Source organism: Nonomuraea sp. NPDC003709 (genome assembly GCF_040610775.1).
Classification (GTDB): domain Bacteria; phylum Actinomycetota; class Actinomycetes; order Streptosporangiales; family Streptosporangiaceae; genus Nonomuraea; species Nonomuraea angiospora_A.
The window spans coordinates 149,399-164,987 of sequence record NZ_JBEXMW010000013.1; the positions used below are offsets into that span (position 1 = coordinate 149,399).

At 73.1% G+C, this 15,589-nt stretch carries 17 protein-coding genes; 8 read left to right on the forward strand and 9 right to left on the reverse strand.

The genetic code is table 11. The features are described from left to right. Positions 1-251: 251 nt before the first annotated feature. Genes ABZX61_RS34890 through ABZX61_RS34905 form a run of 4 tightly spaced genes read right to left on the reverse strand, consistent with a single transcriptional unit; the run spans position 252 to position 4,229 of the window. Positions 252-1,172: a hypothetical protein gene (locus tag ABZX61_RS34890; protein ID WP_355200343.1), complete on the reverse strand. Its 921-nt coding sequence runs from the start codon at positions 1,170-1,172 to the stop codon at positions 252-254. Next, complete coding sequence (locus ABZX61_RS34895) at positions 1,169-2,245, reverse strand: hypothetical protein (RefSeq protein ID WP_355200344.1); 1,077 nt, start codon at positions 2,243-2,245, stop codon at positions 1,169-1,171. Before ABZX61_RS34895 ends, ABZX61_RS34890 begins: the two co-directional genes overlap by 4 nt. Beyond that, the gene (locus ABZX61_RS34900) at positions 2,242-2,688 is read right to left on the reverse strand and encodes a DUF4188 domain-containing protein (protein WP_350727387.1); all 447 of its coding nucleotides are present in this window, start codon (positions 2,686-2,688) and stop codon (positions 2,242-2,244) included. Before ABZX61_RS34900 ends, ABZX61_RS34895 begins: the two co-directional genes overlap by 4 nt. Further along, positions 2,685-4,229 (reverse strand): phenylacetate--CoA ligase family protein, encoded by a 1,545-nt coding sequence (locus ABZX61_RS34905; RefSeq protein ID WP_355200345.1) that lies wholly within the window; start codon positions 4,227-4,229, stop codon positions 2,685-2,687. The genes ABZX61_RS34900 and ABZX61_RS34905 overlap by 4 nt, the downstream gene beginning before the upstream one ends. Before the next feature lie 105 nt (positions 4,230-4,334). Here ABZX61_RS34905 and ABZX61_RS34910 point away from each other — a divergent pair, with 105 nt between their 5' ends. From ABZX61_RS34910 to ABZX61_RS34920, 3 genes are read left to right on the forward strand one after another with little or no spacing between them, the layout of a single operon-like run. After that, positions 4,335-4,727, forward strand: coding sequence for a helix-turn-helix domain-containing protein (locus tag ABZX61_RS34910; protein ID WP_355200346.1), 393 nt, complete (start codon positions 4,335-4,337; stop codon positions 4,725-4,727). Positions 4,728-4,732: 5 nt separating this feature from the next. Then, a complete protein-coding gene (locus ABZX61_RS34915) occupies positions 4,733-5,443 on the forward strand; it encodes an alpha/beta fold hydrolase (RefSeq protein WP_355200347.1) in 711 nt (236 codons plus the stop codon). After that, a complete protein-coding gene (locus ABZX61_RS34920; protein WP_355200348.1) occupies positions 5,436-5,804 on the forward strand; it encodes a DUF4180 domain-containing protein in 369 nt (122 codons plus the stop codon). Before ABZX61_RS34915 ends, ABZX61_RS34920 begins: the two co-directional genes overlap by 8 nt. A gap of 21 nt (positions 5,805-5,825) precedes the next feature. On the opposite strand, the gene ABZX61_RS34925 is transcribed toward ABZX61_RS34920, so the two are convergent. Then, the gene (locus tag ABZX61_RS34925) at positions 5,826-6,644 is read right to left on the reverse strand and encodes an LLM class flavin-dependent oxidoreductase (RefSeq protein ID WP_355200349.1); all 819 of its coding nucleotides are present in this window, start codon (positions 6,642-6,644) and stop codon (positions 5,826-5,828) included. A 41-nt stretch (positions 6,645-6,685) separates the two neighbouring features. Beyond that, entirely contained in the window at positions 6,686-7,504 is an 819-nt protein-coding gene (locus tag ABZX61_RS34930) for a nucleotidyltransferase domain-containing protein (RefSeq protein ID WP_355200350.1), read from the reverse strand. 57 nt (positions 7,505-7,561) lie between these two features. Between ABZX61_RS34930 and ABZX61_RS34935 the strand changes: the two genes are divergently transcribed. Further along, the gene (locus ABZX61_RS34935) at positions 7,562-8,044 is read left to right on the forward strand and encodes a metallophosphoesterase family protein (protein ID WP_355200351.1); all 483 of its coding nucleotides are present in this window, start codon (positions 7,562-7,564) and stop codon (positions 8,042-8,044) included. Between the two features lie 236 nt (positions 8,045-8,280). Further along, a complete protein-coding gene (locus ABZX61_RS34940) occupies positions 8,281-9,570 on the forward strand; it encodes an FAD-binding protein (RefSeq protein ID WP_350727379.1) in 1,290 nt (429 codons plus the stop codon). A gap of 10 nt (positions 9,571-9,580) precedes the next feature. Here the strand turns inward: ABZX61_RS34940 and ABZX61_RS34945 are convergent, their stop codons facing one another. Then, positions 9,581-10,180: a helix-turn-helix domain-containing protein gene (locus ABZX61_RS34945; protein WP_355200352.1), complete on the reverse strand. Its 600-nt coding sequence runs from the start codon at positions 10,178-10,180 to the stop codon at positions 9,581-9,583. 95 nt (positions 10,181-10,275) lie between these two features. Here ABZX61_RS34945 and ABZX61_RS34950 point away from each other — a divergent pair, with 95 nt between their 5' ends. Then, complete coding sequence (locus ABZX61_RS34950) at positions 10,276-11,241, forward strand: NADP-dependent oxidoreductase (protein ID WP_355200353.1); 966 nt, start codon at positions 10,276-10,278, stop codon at positions 11,239-11,241. A 26-nt stretch (positions 11,242-11,267) separates the two neighbouring features. Continuing rightward, positions 11,268-11,927, forward strand: a complete 660-nt coding sequence (gene lexA, locus ABZX61_RS34955; protein WP_355200354.1) for a transcriptional repressor LexA — start codon at positions 11,268-11,270, stop codon at positions 11,925-11,927. A gap of 9 nt (positions 11,928-11,936) precedes the next feature. On the opposite strand, the gene ABZX61_RS34960 is transcribed toward lexA, so the two are convergent. Next, positions 11,937-12,821: an NAD(P)H-binding protein gene (locus ABZX61_RS34960; RefSeq protein ID WP_355200355.1), complete on the reverse strand. Its 885-nt coding sequence runs from the start codon at positions 12,819-12,821 to the stop codon at positions 11,937-11,939. 106 nt (positions 12,822-12,927) lie between these two features. On the opposite strand from ABZX61_RS34960, the gene ABZX61_RS34965 reads away from it, so the two are divergent. Next, positions 12,928-13,836, forward strand: a complete 909-nt coding sequence (locus tag ABZX61_RS34965) for a LysR family transcriptional regulator (RefSeq protein WP_355200356.1) — start codon at positions 12,928-12,930, stop codon at positions 13,834-13,836. Between the two features lie 18 nt (positions 13,837-13,854). Here ABZX61_RS34965 and ABZX61_RS34970 read toward each other — a convergent pair whose 3' ends face one another. Continuing rightward, positions 13,855-15,576: an FAD/NAD(P)-binding protein gene (locus ABZX61_RS34970; RefSeq protein ID WP_355200357.1), complete on the reverse strand. Its 1,722-nt coding sequence runs from the start codon at positions 15,574-15,576 to the stop codon at positions 13,855-13,857. Positions 15,577-15,589: the final 13 nt, after the last annotated feature.

Here is a 15,589-nt window from a genome sequence, read left to right on the forward strand (position 1 = left end):
CCATCCGAGTGGCCGCTACCCGACCCACCGCTCGCCCCGCCCGCGGGCTGGCCGCCGCTCTCGCGCACCACAGCCGGGCAGGCGGCAAACCGCAGACGGCTGAGGCAGCTGGGGAGTCGGCTGAGGGCCGGAGAGCCGGGGGACCGGAGGGATGGGGAAGGCGGAGGCGCGGGAGACCGGAGGGGCGGGGAAAGCGGAGGCGCGGAAGGCCGGAACGGCGGGAGAGGTGGGAGTCCGGAGGGGTGGGGCGGTCAGGGTCTGAGGCGGGAGGAGGGGGTGGCGGGGGAGGTCGGGCGGCCGACTCGGGCCACGTGGAGGAGGGTCCGGGGGTCCGCGACGCCCAGCCGCTCCGCGAGGACCTGCCTGGTCGGCTCGCAGTCGATGATCTGGCTCAGCGGGTGCGTGGCATAGCCGTGCGCGGACAGGGTGAGCCAGTGCCGCATCAGCACGCGCCCCAGCTCCAGCTCGTCCTCGACCGCCCCCACCAGCACCAGGACATCCCCGTCGTAGTCGAGCAGGTCCCGCGAGGCCCCGGCCAGCACCCTCGGGAGGCCCAGGGGACGCAGAGCCGGGTAGAGGGCCAGCGAGGCGCGCAGGCCGATGGCCTCCGCCCTGCTGAGGGACAGGGCCCGGTCGGTGAGGCCGTCGAGCAGGTAGCGGCGGTGGCGGCGGGTGAGCCGCAGCCAGGCGCGCAGCTCCCGCGTCACCTCCTGGTCGCCGAACTGGTGCAGGTCGGCCGCGTGCAGCAGGTCCGCGAGGTCGCGGCAGGCCAGCCGCCGCATCCCGGTGAGATCGGCGACCAGCGCGTCCGGCAGGCGTCCCGGGTGGTACTCGCCGCGGTTGGCGCCGCGCGCCCGGACGTCCGCCGTCGTGAAGGGCGTCCGGTACGGCTGCGCGGCGGCGTACAGGACGCCCACCCGGTGCGGACCCGGATCGGGGCGGAAGCCGACCGGCAGGCCGGCGTCGGCGCAGACGATCAGGCAGCACTCCACGAACGCGCCCAGGCTCAGGCGCAGGTCGCGGCCCGTGGGGTCGCTGATGGGCAGGGCGCGTGACGGGTCCCAGCCGACCTCGGCCCCGTCGGCCGTGTAGGTGAGGGTCCAGGGCTGGGTGTTGTGGGCGCTGGGGGCACGCCAGAAGTCCGGCTCCAGCGGCCGCAGCCGGTCTTTCACGCCGTCAGGCCCTTCTCGTAGAACGTGTAACCGTGCAGGGGCCGGCCGCCCATCGCGGTGTACTGGGCGGCGGAGCCGGGGTTCGTGCGCTCGACGTACGTGCTGCGCAGTGCCCGGTAGCCGCCCCGGCGCAGCCCTTCGTGCAGTTCCCGGGCCAACAGGCGCATGTAGCCGTGGCCCTGCTCGCCGGGCACCGTGCCCTTGATGATGAGCACGGCCTCGCTGCGGTAGCGGGACCGGGTGGCCAGCAGGCGGAGCTGGTTCAGGAGGTGGAGATTTCCACGAATTTTCGCGATAAATCGCGAAATGTCGGGCAAGCACAGCACGAACGCGATCGGCCGCTCCTCCTTCGTCAGGTACAGCAGCAACGACTCGTCCAGCAGGTACGCCAGCCCGTCCGTTTGCGCCGCGAGCTGCTCCGCCGAGATCTCCGTGTAGTAGCCGAGCTGCGCGAAACTGGCGTTCAGCATCTCCCGCAGGATCGGCAGCTGCTCCGCCACGCGCCGCCGGTCGCCCCGGTGCACGCGCAGCCCCTCGGCCGCGATCCGCCCGTCGTCGAACGCGAACACCGGCTCCTCCGGCACCGGGCAGATCCAGGTGTCGGACTCGAAGCGGCGGGCGAAGCCGCACGCCTCGTACGCGACGGGATAGTACGGGTGGTTCCAGGCGCTGTCGATGAAGCCGCGCTCGTCGAAGCCGGAGGTGATGACGCCGCCCGCCTGGTTGGGCAGCAGCGACACCGGCCCGAACACCGCCTCCTTTCCGGCGTCGCGCCCGGCCGCGAGGATGCCGTCGAACAGCTCCTCCGCCGCCTCCTCCGCGAACTCGGTCAGCCCGAACAGCTGCGTGGCCCGGCCCAGCTTGGCGTCCAGCGCGGCGTCGGTGTGCAGGGTGGTCCGCGCGACCACCCGCCCGCGCCGCCTGAGCAGGAACAGCCGTACCCCCTGCCGGTGCCACGTCCGTACCTGCGCGTGCAGCGGCGGGATGAAGCGCGGCTCGCCCGCGTAGACGCGGTCGGTCAGCGCGAGGAAGTCGCGCAGGTCGCGGCGGCTCTCGACGGGATGCAGCGTCACCCGCGCCTCACCCGGGGACCTTCGCCATCCTCGGCGGACAGCGGGGTGAACGTCTCGATGTGCGCCATCGGCCCGCCCTCCGCGCGCCAGACCCCGTTGCTGTAGCCCTCCGGCTCGGCGTTGTAGAGCCGGATGTAGCCGCCGGTGGCGTTCCTGGTGCCGTCCGTCACCCACTGCATGAGCTTGCGGTGGTGGCGGCTGCGGGCGAAGCGCAGCAGTGCGTCGCGGTCCTCGAAGAACGCGAGCGTGCCCAGCGTGAACGGGAACTCCCAGTAGACCTTGTGCCAGCAGTAGCCGCGCATCCGCTTCATGTCCCGCACCATGCGGAACCAGGTCAGGGTGAGCGTGACTATCGACAGCGGCCCCCGGTAGCGGGTCGCGCCGACGAACATCGCCGTCGCCCGCCCCTGCGCCGGGGCCTTGCTGAAGTCCGTGGTCCTCATGCGTCCTTCACCAGGTAGACGTTCTTCATCTTCGTGAGGCCGGCGAACGGACCCTCGCCCGGGTCGAAGACCTTGACGCGCAGGTCGGCGGCCGTCGGGTCCTCCTTGAGCGACTCGGCGAAGTCGCGCGAGACGGCGCTCAGGTGGGCGACCACGCCCTTGCGGCAGATCTCGGCGAGTTCGTCGCGGTCGGCGCCGTCAGGGCCGCGCAGCTCAATGTTGATCACCGGGCGGTACTCCAGGCCCGGCAGCTCCTCCAGCGACAGGCAGAACCGGTTGATCGCGGCCGCGTACGGATTGCCCTGGTAGAGGCCGTACTCGACGTCCTGCGGATACAGGTTGGCCCCCATGTAGGAGATCGTCGAGTCCTTGCGGCCGAACAGGAACAGCAGCGGCAGGTTCATCCGCTCATCGGTCCACGCGCGCTCGTATGCGTCGGCGCCGAGCGCCCGCCTGACGTCGGCGAGGGTGTGCAGCCTGGCCTCGTCACCGACGTTGTAACGCAGCTTGGGCTGCAGGCAGCTCTTGGTGTTGATGGTGCACAGGAGCTCGCCCTCGCCGTTGACCTCCAGGAACGTCTCCAGCGGGTTGTAGTGGAAGATCATCGGCAGCCGCTGCTCCCCCGGTCCGAGTAACAGCTCGCGCAGCCGCTGGTCGGTGGCCAGGCGCTTGCGCAGCCACACGCTGAACCCGCTCTCCGCGCCCATCCCGATCGTCAGGTCGCTGGCGCCGTAACCGGAGCGGACCTCCTCGAAGCGCTCCTCCAGGTAGTCGCGCAACGCCTCGGTCATGCCCTCGCCGCCGACCATGCCGCGGATGCGGTAGTCCCGCCACGGGAAACCGCTCTCGTCCAGGCGGTCGCGCAGATGCTTGAGGAACGGCGGGTACGCGGCCACCACGTAGTCGTAGCCGGGCCCGAAGTGCTCCAGCGTGTCGGCGATCTTCTCCAGGTCGGGGCCGGTGTTCTTGACCATCGCCACGCGCGCCATGGCGGTGCCCGTGGTGGTGCCGGTGGCCCAGGCGCCCATCGAGTACGCGTTGATCACGAACAGCCGCTTCCCGGGGAAGACCAGCTCGATGTAGCCGGCCGCGTTGCGGTAGATGCCCTTGAGCTCGCGCGGCCCGCGTACCCAGTTGTACGGCTTGCCGCTGGACCCCGACGACTCGTCCACGATCACGCCGGGCCGGTGCAGCCTGCCTTCCTGGCAGCGGCTCTCCTCGTCGTACACGGCGGCGTAGTTCTGCTTGCTGGTCTCGGGGAAGTCCGCCAGCCTTCTGGCGTGCCCGGCGCCGTTCGCCCCCAGGAAGTGCCGGTAGGCGGGCACGTCCACGGCGGCGAACTGGCAGGCCAGCCTGGCGTGCCGGGCCGCCAGCCAGTCGAAGGCCGGGTGGTAGCTCCGGGCGACGAGCCGCCAGATGGCGGGGTGCATCGCGCCCAGCCGGTACGCGCCGGTCAGGGACCAGGAGTAGGCCTGGAGGCGGGCCCTCCGCCAGCGCTGGCGGAGGGTGAGCGGCCCGAGAGCCGGGCTGAGGCGGGTCATGAACGGTGAGACTAGTGGGCCGGATAGAAGATCACTTTACGCCCACTTTCACCCGCTTCATGCATTCCCTATCCTTCCCTATTCTGTGCCATCATAGGGAGCGATATGGAGCATTACACCGTCGAACAGGTGGCGGCCCTGCTGGGGTTGCACGTCAAGACCGTCCGCAACTACGTACGCGACGGGCGGCTGCCGGCCGTGCGCATCGGCAAGCAGTACCGGATCGCCAAGGAGGACCTGGCGGCCTTCACCGGTACGCCGCTCGTCACGCCCCGCCGCGCGGAGGCGTCGAGCATCGTGCAGGTCGACGGCATCGCCAGGCGCGACATGGACCGGGTCAGCACGATGGTCCTGGGGTCGCTGGCGAGCCGCCCCCATGGCCTGCGCGTGGAGTTCGTCTACGACGAGGAACGCGAGCACCTGAAGGTCATCGTACTGGGCGCGTTGGAGGAGAGCGCCCAGGTCCTGAGGATCATCGACGCGCTGGTGAGGGAGTGAGGCCCGTGGTCGCGATCTACGCCTCGCCGGAGGGCGCGGGGGCCGTCGAGCGGCGCTACCGGGAGCTCCTCGGGCGCTGGCCGGTGCCGTACGAGCATGTGCGGGTGCCGACCGGGCACGGGGAGACGTTCGTGGTGGCGTGCGGACCTGTCGGCGCGCCACCGCTGCTGCTCCTGCACGGGTCGGGCACCAACAGCGCCATGTGGCTGGCGGACGTCGCCACGTGGGCACGGCGGTTCCGGGTCCACGCGGTCGACCTCATCGGGGAGCCGGGGCTGAGCGCGCCGTCACGGCCGCCGCTGGAGCCCGGCGTCTACGCCGGCTGGCTGGCGGAGGTGCTGGCCGGGCTGGGCGTCGAACGGGTCTCGATCGCCGCGGTGTCGCTGGGCGGGTGGATGGCGCTCGACTACGCCACCTGCCGGCCTGACCGGGTCGAACGGCTCGCGCTGATGTGCCCGAGCGGCATCGGCCGGCAGCGGTGGCTGCCGCTGCTCGGGGCGCTGCCGCTGCTGGCGTCCGGCGGGGAACGGGGCCGCCTCACGATGCCGCTGCTGGTCATCGCCGGAGGCCGCGACCGGATGCTCGACTCGTACGGCACCCGCCGCCTGCCGCGTGCCGCGCCGGACGCGGACGTACGGCTCCTGCCCGGCACCGGCCACCTGCTCCCCGCCCACACCCAAGAGATCATGGACTTCCTGGAGACCGCACATGCCTGACGACCGCGTATACGTCTGCGAGCCGCACGGCGAGCCGCTGCGCGAGACCCGCGACGCGCTCGACCTGCTCGGCGAGGCCTTCGGCAGGGGCGCGAGCTGGGTGGCCGTCCCCGCCGGGCGGCTGCACGACGACTTCTTCGCGCTGCGCACGGGCGTGGCGGGCGAGATCGCGCAGAAGTTCGTCAACTACCGCGTCGGCCTGGCCGTCGTGGGGGACATCTCCCGCTTCACCGCCGCCAGCTCGGCGCTGCGCGACTGGGTGTTCGAGTCGAACCGGGGCGGGCACATCTGGTTCGTCGGCGACCTGGAGGAGCTGGCGGCTCGGCTGCCGGCCCGCGAGGATCCCGCGAGCCGGCCCTGAGGCGAGCCTGCTCCGAGGTGCTCAGGTGCGGCGGGCGGCCACGGCGGCGAGCATCTCCCAGGCCGCCTCGGGGTGCAGCGTCTCGTCCGGGTCCGAGTGGAACGGGTCGAGGACGACCGTCTCCGCGCCGAGCAGCCGCAGCTCCTCCAGGTCGGCCATGACCTGCTCGATCGTGCCCTCGCCCGCGCGCCGCTCCGCCGGCGGCGCGTCGGTGACGCGCAGCAGGATCCTGGGCGTCAGGGCGGGCACCGGCCGGCCCTCCTCGGCGGCGATCTCCTTCAGACGCGACCAGTTCTCGCGCAGCCAGGGCAGGGTGCTCCTGAGCGGGTGCCACCCATCGCCGTAGCGCACCGCCCTGCGCAGCCCCGCCTCGCTGCCGCCGCCGACCCAGATCGGCACGCCGCCGGAACGGTAGTCGCCCTCGTCGGCCCAGGCGGTGCGGATGGCGGCGAGGTATTCGTCGGTCACCTTGCCGCGCCGCTCGTACACCGCTCCGAGCGCCTCGAACTCCTGCCGAGCCCACCCGATCCCCACGCCCAGCACCAGCCGCCCGCCGCTGAGGTCGTTGAGGTTGGCCGCCATGCGGGCGGTGAGCAGCGGGTGGCGGTACGGCACGATGAGCACCGTGGTGCCGAGCCCGATGCGGGTGGTGGAGCCGGCGAGCCAGGCCAGAGTCGTGAACGGCTCGTAGAACGGCGCGGGATACTGCTTGGCGACGTCTGAGGTGATGGCCACGTGGTCGGAGACCATGAGCAGGTCGTATCCGAGCCCTTCGACGGTCTGCGCCCAGCTGCGCAGCACGTCAGGGTTGGTGCCGGGGCCGAAATTGGGAACATTCACGCCTATTCGCACCGGGTCAGGTTATCCCAGCGATCATCTCGTCAGCCGCAGGCGGCACGCACGTCCGCCATGAGGCCCGCCGCGGCGTCGATCGTCCGGGCGATCTCCTCCGGGGTGCGTCCCACCTCCGCCAGCAGCGCCTGGGCCCGCTCGCCGAAGCCGGGCGGGGCGGAGGGGAGCCGGGCGGCCGCGGCGACCATGCCCTTCTCGTTGATCAGCCAGGCGCCGTCGGCGGCGTGCAGGGCATGGCAGGCGACGCCGACGGCGCGGAACAGCGCACCGGCCGCGTACGCCGGGTCCTGGCCCTTGGCGCCGTAGCCGCCGATCATCAGGGCGAAGTCGGCCTCCCACAACCCGCTGATCAGCGCCTGGCGGAGCGCGGGCGGGTATTCGTCCGCGACCTCCCGCCGCAGGGCGGCGAGCTCGCCGGTGGGGTCGGCCAGGACCTGGCACAGGGCGACCTCGCCGGCGTAGGCGTGGGAGTAGAAGCCGAGAGGGTGTCCGGCCTGGAAGCCGATCTCGTAACGGCCCTGGCGGCAGTCGTCCCAGACGCGGTGGACGCGGTCGAGGTCGCGGTAGATCCAGTCGACCCGCAGGCCGTCCACGGTGAGCCAGCCGCCGCCGTCCACCCACGGCCCCCAGCCGCCCGGCTCGGTCACCTCGGTCGGCTCGCCCGTCACCTCCCGCGCCAGGGCGCGCAGGCCGGCCACGTCGAGCGGGCCCCGGTAGTAGAGGCCGAGGTCGATGTCGGAGTCCGGCCGGTGCGTGCCACGCGCCCGGCTCCCACCCAGGACGACGGCCACCACCCCGCGCACTTCGACCAGTCGGGCGGCTATGGCGTGAATGTCCGGCTCCTGCACGGGTCGATCTTAGAGCGGGGCGAGGTACCGCGAGCGTGGAGCGGGCAGGGAAGGGTCGTGAGAGTCGTCGCGTTGTCGGACACGCACGCGCCCAGGCGCTGGCGTTCCTGCCCGCCCCGCGTCGCCGCGCACCTGCGCGGCGCGGACGTCATCCTGCACGCGGGCGACGTCTGCGTGGCCTCCGTGCTGGACGAACTGGCCGCGTACGCCCCCGTCCACGTCGTGAAGGGCAACAACGACGGCCCGGACGTGGTGGCGCCGGAGACGCTGGAGCTGACCCTGGACGGGCTGCGGATCGGCATGATCCACGACAGCGGCCCGGCCAAGGGGCGCCTCGACCGCCTGCGGCGCCGCTTCCCCCAGGCGGACCTGGTCGTCTTCGGCCACTCGCACATCCCGCTGGACGAGTCGGGCGACGGCCTGCGCATCTTCAACCCCGGCTCCCCCACCGACCGCCGCCGTCAGCCGCACGGCACGCTGGGCCTGCTCACCATCGAGGACGGCGTCCTGACCGCCGCCGAGATCGTACCCGTCACCTGACCGCGCCAAGGACGGCGGATCAGTCCGGCCGTACGACCGTCGGTGTAGTACGGGGGGCGGCGGCGCGCGTGCCCCTACGTCCCGCGGCGTACCGGAGACGGAGACGGCGGGCGGATTTTGTCACCGCCGCTTGCGAGGATCCTCGGGACTTAAGGGCCGCGGTAAGTCGACGGGAATGAAGCCGTAAGCGCCCTCCAGCACAGTGATCTCAGATCACAGGAGAGAAGGGCCGAGAGATGAGCCAGCCGTACACCATCCAGGACGAGATCACGCTCCCCGGGTTCGCCGGGGCCGTCCACCTGCCGGGCGAGGCCGGGTACGAGGAGCTGCGCCGCTCGCTCAACCCGCGCGTGGACGCCCACCCGGCCCTGGTGGCCGAGGCGTACGGCGTGGCCGACCTGCGCGGCGCGCTGCTGGCGGCGCGGCAGCACGGGGTGCCGTTCGCGGTGCAGGCGACCGGGCACGGCACGCACGAGGCGTGCGACGGCGGAGTCCTGGTCAGGACCTCCCCCATGGCCTCGGTCCTGGTGGACCCGGACCGGCGGATCGCCCGGGTGGGGCCGGGGGCGCTCTGGGGCGAGGTGGTCGCGGCCGCCGCGCCGTTCGGGCTGGCGCCGCTGTCGGGGTCGTCGCCGTCGGTCGGCGTCACCGGCTACACGCTCGGCGGCGGGCTCGGGTGGCTGGCGCGCAAGCACGGGTTCGCGGCCGACAGCGTGGTGCGCGCCGAGGTGCTGCTGGCCGACGGCCGGCACGTCGTGGCGAGCGCGGACAGCCACCCCGAGCTGTTCTGGGCGCTGCGCGGCGGCGGTGGCGGGTTCGGCGTCGTCACCTCGCTGGAGTTCCGCCTCCACCCGGTCGAGCGGGTGTTCTCGGGGTTCGCGTACTTCCCGATCGAGGCGGCGGCCGAGACGCTGACCGCGTACCGGAGCTGGATCGAGGACGCCCCCGACGAGATCAGCACGGCGGTGGTGCTCAGGCGGATGCCCGAGGACGCGCCGGAGGCGGTGCGCGGCAGGCACGTCGTGATGGTCAAGGTGGTGCACGCCGGCGAGGCCGAGGAGGCCAGGCGGCTGCTCGCGCCGCTGTGGCGGGCGGCCGGCCCGGCGCTGCTGGACGAGACGCGCTCCAGCACGTACGCGGCCACCTCCATGGGCGGCACCCCCAACCGGCACATGGACATGTTCGAGTCGGTGCCCGACGAGGTGATCGGCACGCTGGTGCGGGCCGCGGAGCACGCGCAGACCGTGGAGATCCGCCACTGGGGCGGCGCGATGGCCCGCCCGGGTCAGGACGCCGGCCCGGTCAGCCACCGCGGCACGAAGCTGTCGGTCATCGTGGACACCGTCGTGCCGGGGCTGGCGGAGGAGCTGCGCCCGTACGCCAACGGCGGCACGTTCCTCAACTTCCTGGCCGACCCGGCAAGGACGGCGGCGGCGTACACGACCGGCGACTTCCGGCGGCTGCGCGAGGTCAAGCGGGCCTACGACCCGGACGGCTTCTTCCGCGTCGGTCACGTCACCCGTTGATCGAGCGGATTCATGACCGCGCGGTGAGGCCGGACATGACGATCGCGAAGAGGTGGTCGCGGCGCGAGGCGAGGGACGGCGCCTGGTCGGTGATCCAGCTGAGCGCGTTGGCCAGCGCGAACACGTCCGTCCCGTCGACGTCGGCCCGGATGCGCCCGGCCGCCTGGGCGCGTTCCAGGAGGTGGCCGGCCGCCGAGCGCATCGCCGCGCACGAGGCGTGCAGCGGGGACTCCTCGTCGTTGATCGTGGCCATCATGGACGCGGCCAGCCCCCGGTAGGCCGCCGCGCCCCCGATGAGGTCCTCCAGGAACGCCACCAGCGCCTCGTACGGCGCCTCGCTCTCGCCCAGGTCCTGCGCCCGCGCGGCGAGCCGGTCGAAGCTCTGCCGCAGCAGCGCCTCCAGCAGCGCCTCCCGGGTGGGGAAGTGCCGGTAGAGCGTCCCGAGCCCGACCTGCGCGCGCCGGGCGATGTCGCGCAGGGACGCCTCGGTCCCCTGCTCCTCGACGACGACCCGCGCCACGGCGAGGATGCGCTCCCGATTGCGCCGCGCGTCGGCGCGCAGCTCGGGGGAGGTTTTCGGCGCAGCAGTATCCGGTGATTCGCCCGGCATGCACGGTCCTTCCGTTGACAAGTGGAGCAGTGCTCCAGTTATGATCCGGAGCACTGCTCCGAATCATATCGGGGCCGATTCCGTTGGGAGAACCCATGCCCGCGACCATGCATGCCGTGCGCCTCCACGCTCCGGGTGGCCCGGAGGTGCTCGTGTACGAGGAGATCGCCCGGCCCGAGCCGGGGCCCGGCGAGGTCCTGGTCCGCGTCCACGCCGCCGGGCTGAACCCGCCGGACTGGTACGCCCGGAAGGGCTTCGCCAACATCCCCGAGGGCATGCGGCCGGAGCTGCCCCTGCCGTACACGCCGGGGACCGACGTGTCGGGCGTCGTGGCCGCGCTCGGGCCCGGCGTCACCGAATGGCGGGTGGGGGACGAGGTGTTCGGCCTGCTCCGCTTCCCGAGCCTGGGCGCCCGGGCGTACGCCGAGTACACCACCTCGCCCGCCGGGGATCTCGCCAGGAAGCCCGAGTCGGTCGATCACCTGCGGGCGGCGGGCGTGCCGATGGCGGGGCTCACGGCGTACCAGTTCCTGTTCGACTACATCAAGCTCGAGCCGGGCAGCCGGGTGCTCGTGAACGGCGCGGCCGGCGGCGTGGGGCACTTCGCCGCGCAGCTCGCCGTCGACGCCGGCTGCCACGTGATCGGCGTCGCCTCCGGGCGCCATGAGGCGTTCCTGAACGATCTGGGGGTGACCGAGTTCGTCGACTACACGCGGGCCGCCGTCGGGGAGGTGGTCCGGGACGTGGACTACGTGCTCGACACCGTCGGCGGGCCCCAGGCGTACCGGCTGCTGCCCGCGATCAGGGACGGCGGCGTCTACAGCCCCGTCTTCCTCGGGGAGTACGGCGAGGAGGAGATGGCCCGGCGGGGCATCGAGAAGCGCGGGGGCCAGGTGCGCTCGGACGGGACTCAGATGGCGGAGCTGGCCCGGCTGATGGACGAGGGCCGCCTCCGGGTCGGCGTCGACTCCGTCTTCCCGCTCCGGGACGCGGCCAAGGCGCACGAACGGGCCGAACAGGGTCACATCCAGGGCAAGATCGTGTTGCAGGTGACCGCCTAGCCGGGCCTGCCTCTAGCATTTCGCAGGTGACCACCTTCGACGATCCTGACGCGTTCGAGTATCTGGACTTCTCGGCCCTGCCGCCGCGCCAGCAGCGGATCCTGGCCATGATCCGCGACTGGGTGGTCAGGTACGGCTATCCCCCGGGCACGCGCGAGATCGGCCACGCGGTAGGGCTGCGGTCGTCCTCCTCGGTGTCGAAGCACCTGAAGAGCCTGGAGGAGAAGGGGTTCCTGCGCCGGGGCACGACCATGACCCGGCCGATCGACGTACGTCTGTTCCTGCGGGCCTCGGCGCCGGAGCCCGCCGGCGACGTGGTGAGCGTGCCCGTGGTCGGCGACATCGCCGCGGGCACCCCCATCCTGGCAAACGAGCACGTGGACGACACGCTGACCCTGCCCCGCGACCTCACCGGGCGCGGCACCGTGTTCGCCCTGCGCGTGCGGGGCGATTCGATGATCGACGCCGCGATCTGCGACGGCGACATGGTCGTGGTGCGGCAGCAGCCCGAGGCCCACTCGGGCCAGATCGTCGCCGCGATGATCGACGGCGAGGCCACGGTCAAGGTGTTCCGCCGGCGCGACGGGCACGTCTTCCTCGAACCGCGCAACCCCGCCTACGACGTCATCGACGGCGACGGCGCCGTGGTGCTGGGCATCGTGGTCTCGGTTCTGCGCAGCGTGTGAGCACCCCCGTCAGGCGAGGACGACCGGCTTGAGCACCTCCTCGCACCACTGGCGGAAGCTGGTGGGGGTGCTTGTCCGAGGGGTGCGGACGGCGCCGTTGTCGAGGCCGGCGTCCTTGGCCAGCGCCATGTCGAGCATCCCCTGGGCCATGACTTCGGACATCCCCGACCCCACCAGCCCGGCCTTGAACGCTTCGCCCGACAAGTGCTCGAAGCGGATCGGGCGGCTCAGCACCTCGGACATGATCCGCGCCATGTCCTCGAAGGAAAGGTCCTCGGGGCCGAGCACCGGGACCTCCTCGACACCGCTCCAGGTGTCGTCGAGCAGCAGGCCGGCGGCGACCGCGGCGATGTCGCGGGTGGCGCAGCTCGGAGCCTTGTGGTCGCCGGAGATCGGCGAGGTGAACATGGACCGGTTCCTGATCAGCTCGGCCTGGCGCAGCAGGTTGTCCATGAACGAGGGCATCGCCAGCGCCCGGTAGCTCACGCCCGTGCTCGCGATCAGGTCGTCCATGGCGAGGGACGCCGTCACGTACCCGGCGTTCCCGGCCACCGCCGTCCCGCGGCCCAGGGCCGAGACTCCGACCACCCGCTCGACCCCCTGGGCCGTGATGGCCTCGCACGCGGGGCGGCTGAAGCCGGCGTAGGCGGCATCGACGCTCGCGGAGCGAGGGTCGGACGGCACCAGCCAGAAGACGGTGCGGGCGCCGGCGAACGCCTTGGTGACCACGTCGAGCTCGCGGTGCGAGCCCTCGACGACCTCGGCGTACGCGCGCACCGCGGCGGGCAGCCGGTCTGGCTCGCGCGCGATCACCCGGGTGGGTGCGCCGGCGGCCATGAGACGGTCGAGAACCTGGCGGCCGATCTTACCGGTGGGCGTAGTGACGACGATCATGAAAACCCCTGGAGGGAAGTATGGACGGGAAGGACGAGAGCCCAGTCAACCCGGCGCGGCGGCAGACCTGAAGGACCGATTTGATCACCATTGATACTGTCGAGGTATGAATGACCTGGAGGTCCGGCAGCTCCGGTACTTCGTGGCCGTCGCCGAGGAGTTGCACTTCGGGCGCGCGGCCGAGCGGCTCGGCATGGCACAGCCGCCGCTGTCCCGCGCGATCCGGGCCCTGGAGCGGCAGCTGGGCGTGCCGCTGCTGGAGCGCACCACGCGCCACGTCGCGCTCACCCCCGCCGGCGAGACCCTGCTGCGCGACGCCCGGATCGCGCTCGACGCGGTGACCGCGGCCGCCCGGCGGGCCCGGCACGCCGGCCGGTCCGACCCCGGGCTGCGCCTGGCGCTGAAGGCCGACTACGACGGCGGGCTGCTGCCGCGGATCCTCGCCGCGTACCGGCACGAGGCGGCCGCCCTCCCGGTGGAGCTCGTGCTGGGCGGGAAGGGGGAGCAGCTGTCGGCGCTGCACGACGGCCGCGCGGACGTCGCCCTGGTGCCCGCCACCCTTGACGAACCCCTTGACGCACGTGGCCTGGACGTCGAACTGCTGCTGACCGAGCCCCGGCTGGTCGCGCTGGCCGCCTCCGATCCGCTGGCCTCCCGCTCGCGCCTGCGCCTGGCCGACCTGACCGGCAGGGTCCTCCCCGACGGGACACCCGCCGACGGTCAGGAAGCCTGCCCGGCGACGGCAGGGACCCGGCCGAGACGCCTGGACCTGGCAGAGATCTTCAACCTGGTCGAGGTGGGCAGCATCGTCTGGTTCCCCCCGGCCTCGGTCGCGCCGCGCCACCCCCGGCCCGGCATCGCGTACCGGATCGTCAGCGACCTGGCGCCGCTCACCCTCACCCTGGCCTGGCCGCACCACAGCCGCTCACCGGCCGTCGCCGCCTTCGTCCGCACGGCCACCGACACGGCCACTCACTCGGCGGACGCACCGGAGCCCCAGCCCGCCCCGAGCTGAACAACGCCCGCCGCTCCGCTACGCCGCCGGGCGGAGGCGGGCGGCGGTCGTGACGCTCAGGAGGGTGCGGGCCAAGGCGTCCGTCTGGCGGAACAGCGGGGCGTCGACGCCCGGGCGGGCGAAGCCGGCCGTGCCGGGGCCGCCCGCCGTCCACGGGCCGAGGACGAAGCGGCGGGGGTGGACGGCGCCGGTGCGAGCGACAAGGCGGCGGTCCGGGAGGCGGACGTCCAGGAGGCCGGACTCCTCGCGGCACTCGCCCCGGGCGAAGAGCGCGCCGAGGAGCGGGTCGGTGCTGCGGGCCACGGTCGGCTCCGGCAACCGGGCCTCCACCAGCGCCCGCGCCTCCACCGCGCCGGGCACGCTCGTGCTGACCGCCCGCCAGACCCCCGCCCGCTCGTCCCGCGCGACCCGGATGCCCTCGCCCAGGAACGTGACCACCCCGGCCCGCGCCAGCGCCCGCAGCTCGGCCAGCCGGGACGCGGGCGGGCCGCTGGCGAGGTAGTTGTACAGGCCCTGGAACCAGGGATCCGCCGGCACCACCCCGCGCAGCGCGTTCAGGCCGTGGATCAGGGCCAGGTCCGCGCTGTGCGCCGGGTCGGCCCGGCGCTCCAGGTCGGCCGTCAGGTAGCCGCCCATCCAGCGCCCCAGCCCGGCCAGGTCGCCGAAGCGTATCCCGTGCAGCGGCCGTTCCAGCCGGTCCAGCCGCAGCCGGTCGGCGAAGCTCGGCACCGACCTGGTGACGAGCGCGCGCATCTCCTTCCCGCCCCACTCGGCCTGCGCGAAGGCGGGCTCGAACGCGTCCCAGCCGATCCGGGTCCGCGACGGGTGCCCGTTGAACAGCTCGAAGTAGTACGCGTAGGCCAGCTCCTTGGCCACCGCCCGCCGCAGCTCCCCGGCAGGCGTGCCCGGGGTGACGAACCCGGGCAGGCCGGGCGGCGGCGCGGCGAGCCGGTAGCCGGCCTTGGCGTGGTACGGCACTCCCCTGCGCGACCCCACGTACAGCCGCGGCTCGGACCCGCCGGGCACGTAGTGCAGTTCGCCGCCGTGTTCGGTGAAACGGCCGCCGCGTCCGGACGTGAGCAGCGCCAGCAGGTCGGCGAACGCCAGCCCGGCACCCCGTACGAGCACCGGCTCCCCGGCGGGGATCACGCCCGGGTCGAGGTCGGCGGCGTACCCGGCGGGGAGGTAGGACAGGCCGTGCCGGGCGGCGAAGGCGAGCTCCTCCGCCTCCGGCGGCGAGGGCAGCGCGCCCTGGTGGCCCTGCGCGAGCACCACCGCGTCCACCTCCAGCGCTCCCCCGCCGGACAGCTCCACCCGCTGGCCCCCGCGCACGTCGGCCAGGCCGACGGCGGTGGCCCGGTGCAGGCGCACCCGTACGTTGGGCGGCGCGGTCCGCACCACCTGACCGAAGGCGAAGGAGAGATAGCGGCTGAGGACCGGGCGCGGCGCGAAGTACCCGGGCTCGCTCCCCAGCCATTCGGCCAGCGACGGCCCGGGACGGAGCGGGCCCTCGCAGCGCACCGACCCGTCGGTGAAGACCGTGATGTCGGCCGCCGCCGAGTTGGCCCACAGCAGGTCCGGCTGGCCCGCGCGCCAGACCCGGCCCGCGCCGTGCGGGTACGGGTCCACCACGTGCACGTCCAGCACGTGGTCTCCGAGCAGCTCGGGAGCGTTGGCGCAGATCCGCTCCACGACGGACGTCCCCGTGGGACCGGCCCCGATCACCGCGACAGCGCTCACCCCGACCCGCCCC

Bases quoted from the DNA above. Each gene is read 5' to 3' on its own strand.
- ABZX61_RS34965 (WP_355200356.1), top strand. From the start codon at position 12,928: ATGAATGACCTGGAGGTCCGGCAGCTCCGGTACTTCGTGGCCGTCGCC.
- ABZX61_RS34920 (WP_355200348.1), top strand. From the start codon at position 5,436: ATGCCTGACGACCGCGTATACGTCTGCGAGCCGCACGGCGAGCCGCTG.
- ABZX61_RS34950 (WP_355200353.1), top strand. From the start codon at position 10,276: ATGCCCGCGACCATGCATGCCGTGCGCCTCCACGCTCCGGGTGGCCCG.
- ABZX61_RS34905 (WP_355200345.1), bottom strand. From the start codon at position 4,229: ATGACCCGCCTCAGCCCGGCTCTCGGGCCGCTCACCCTCCGCCAGCGC.
- ABZX61_RS34900 (WP_350727387.1), bottom strand. From the start codon at position 2,688: ATGAGGACCACGGACTTCAGCAAGGCCCCGGCGCAGGGGCGGGCGACG.
- ABZX61_RS34910 (WP_355200346.1), top strand. From the start codon at position 4,335: ATGGAGCATTACACCGTCGAACAGGTGGCGGCCCTGCTGGGGTTGCAC.
- ABZX61_RS34960 (WP_355200355.1), bottom strand. From the start codon at position 12,821: ATGATCGTCGTCACTACGCCCACCGGTAAGATCGGCCGCCAGGTTCTC.
- ABZX61_RS34945 (WP_355200352.1), bottom strand. From the start codon at position 10,180: ATGCCGGGCGAATCACCGGATACTGCTGCGCCGAAAACCTCCCCCGAG.
- ABZX61_RS34940 (WP_350727379.1), top strand. From the start codon at position 8,281: ATGAGCCAGCCGTACACCATCCAGGACGAGATCACGCTCCCCGGGTTC.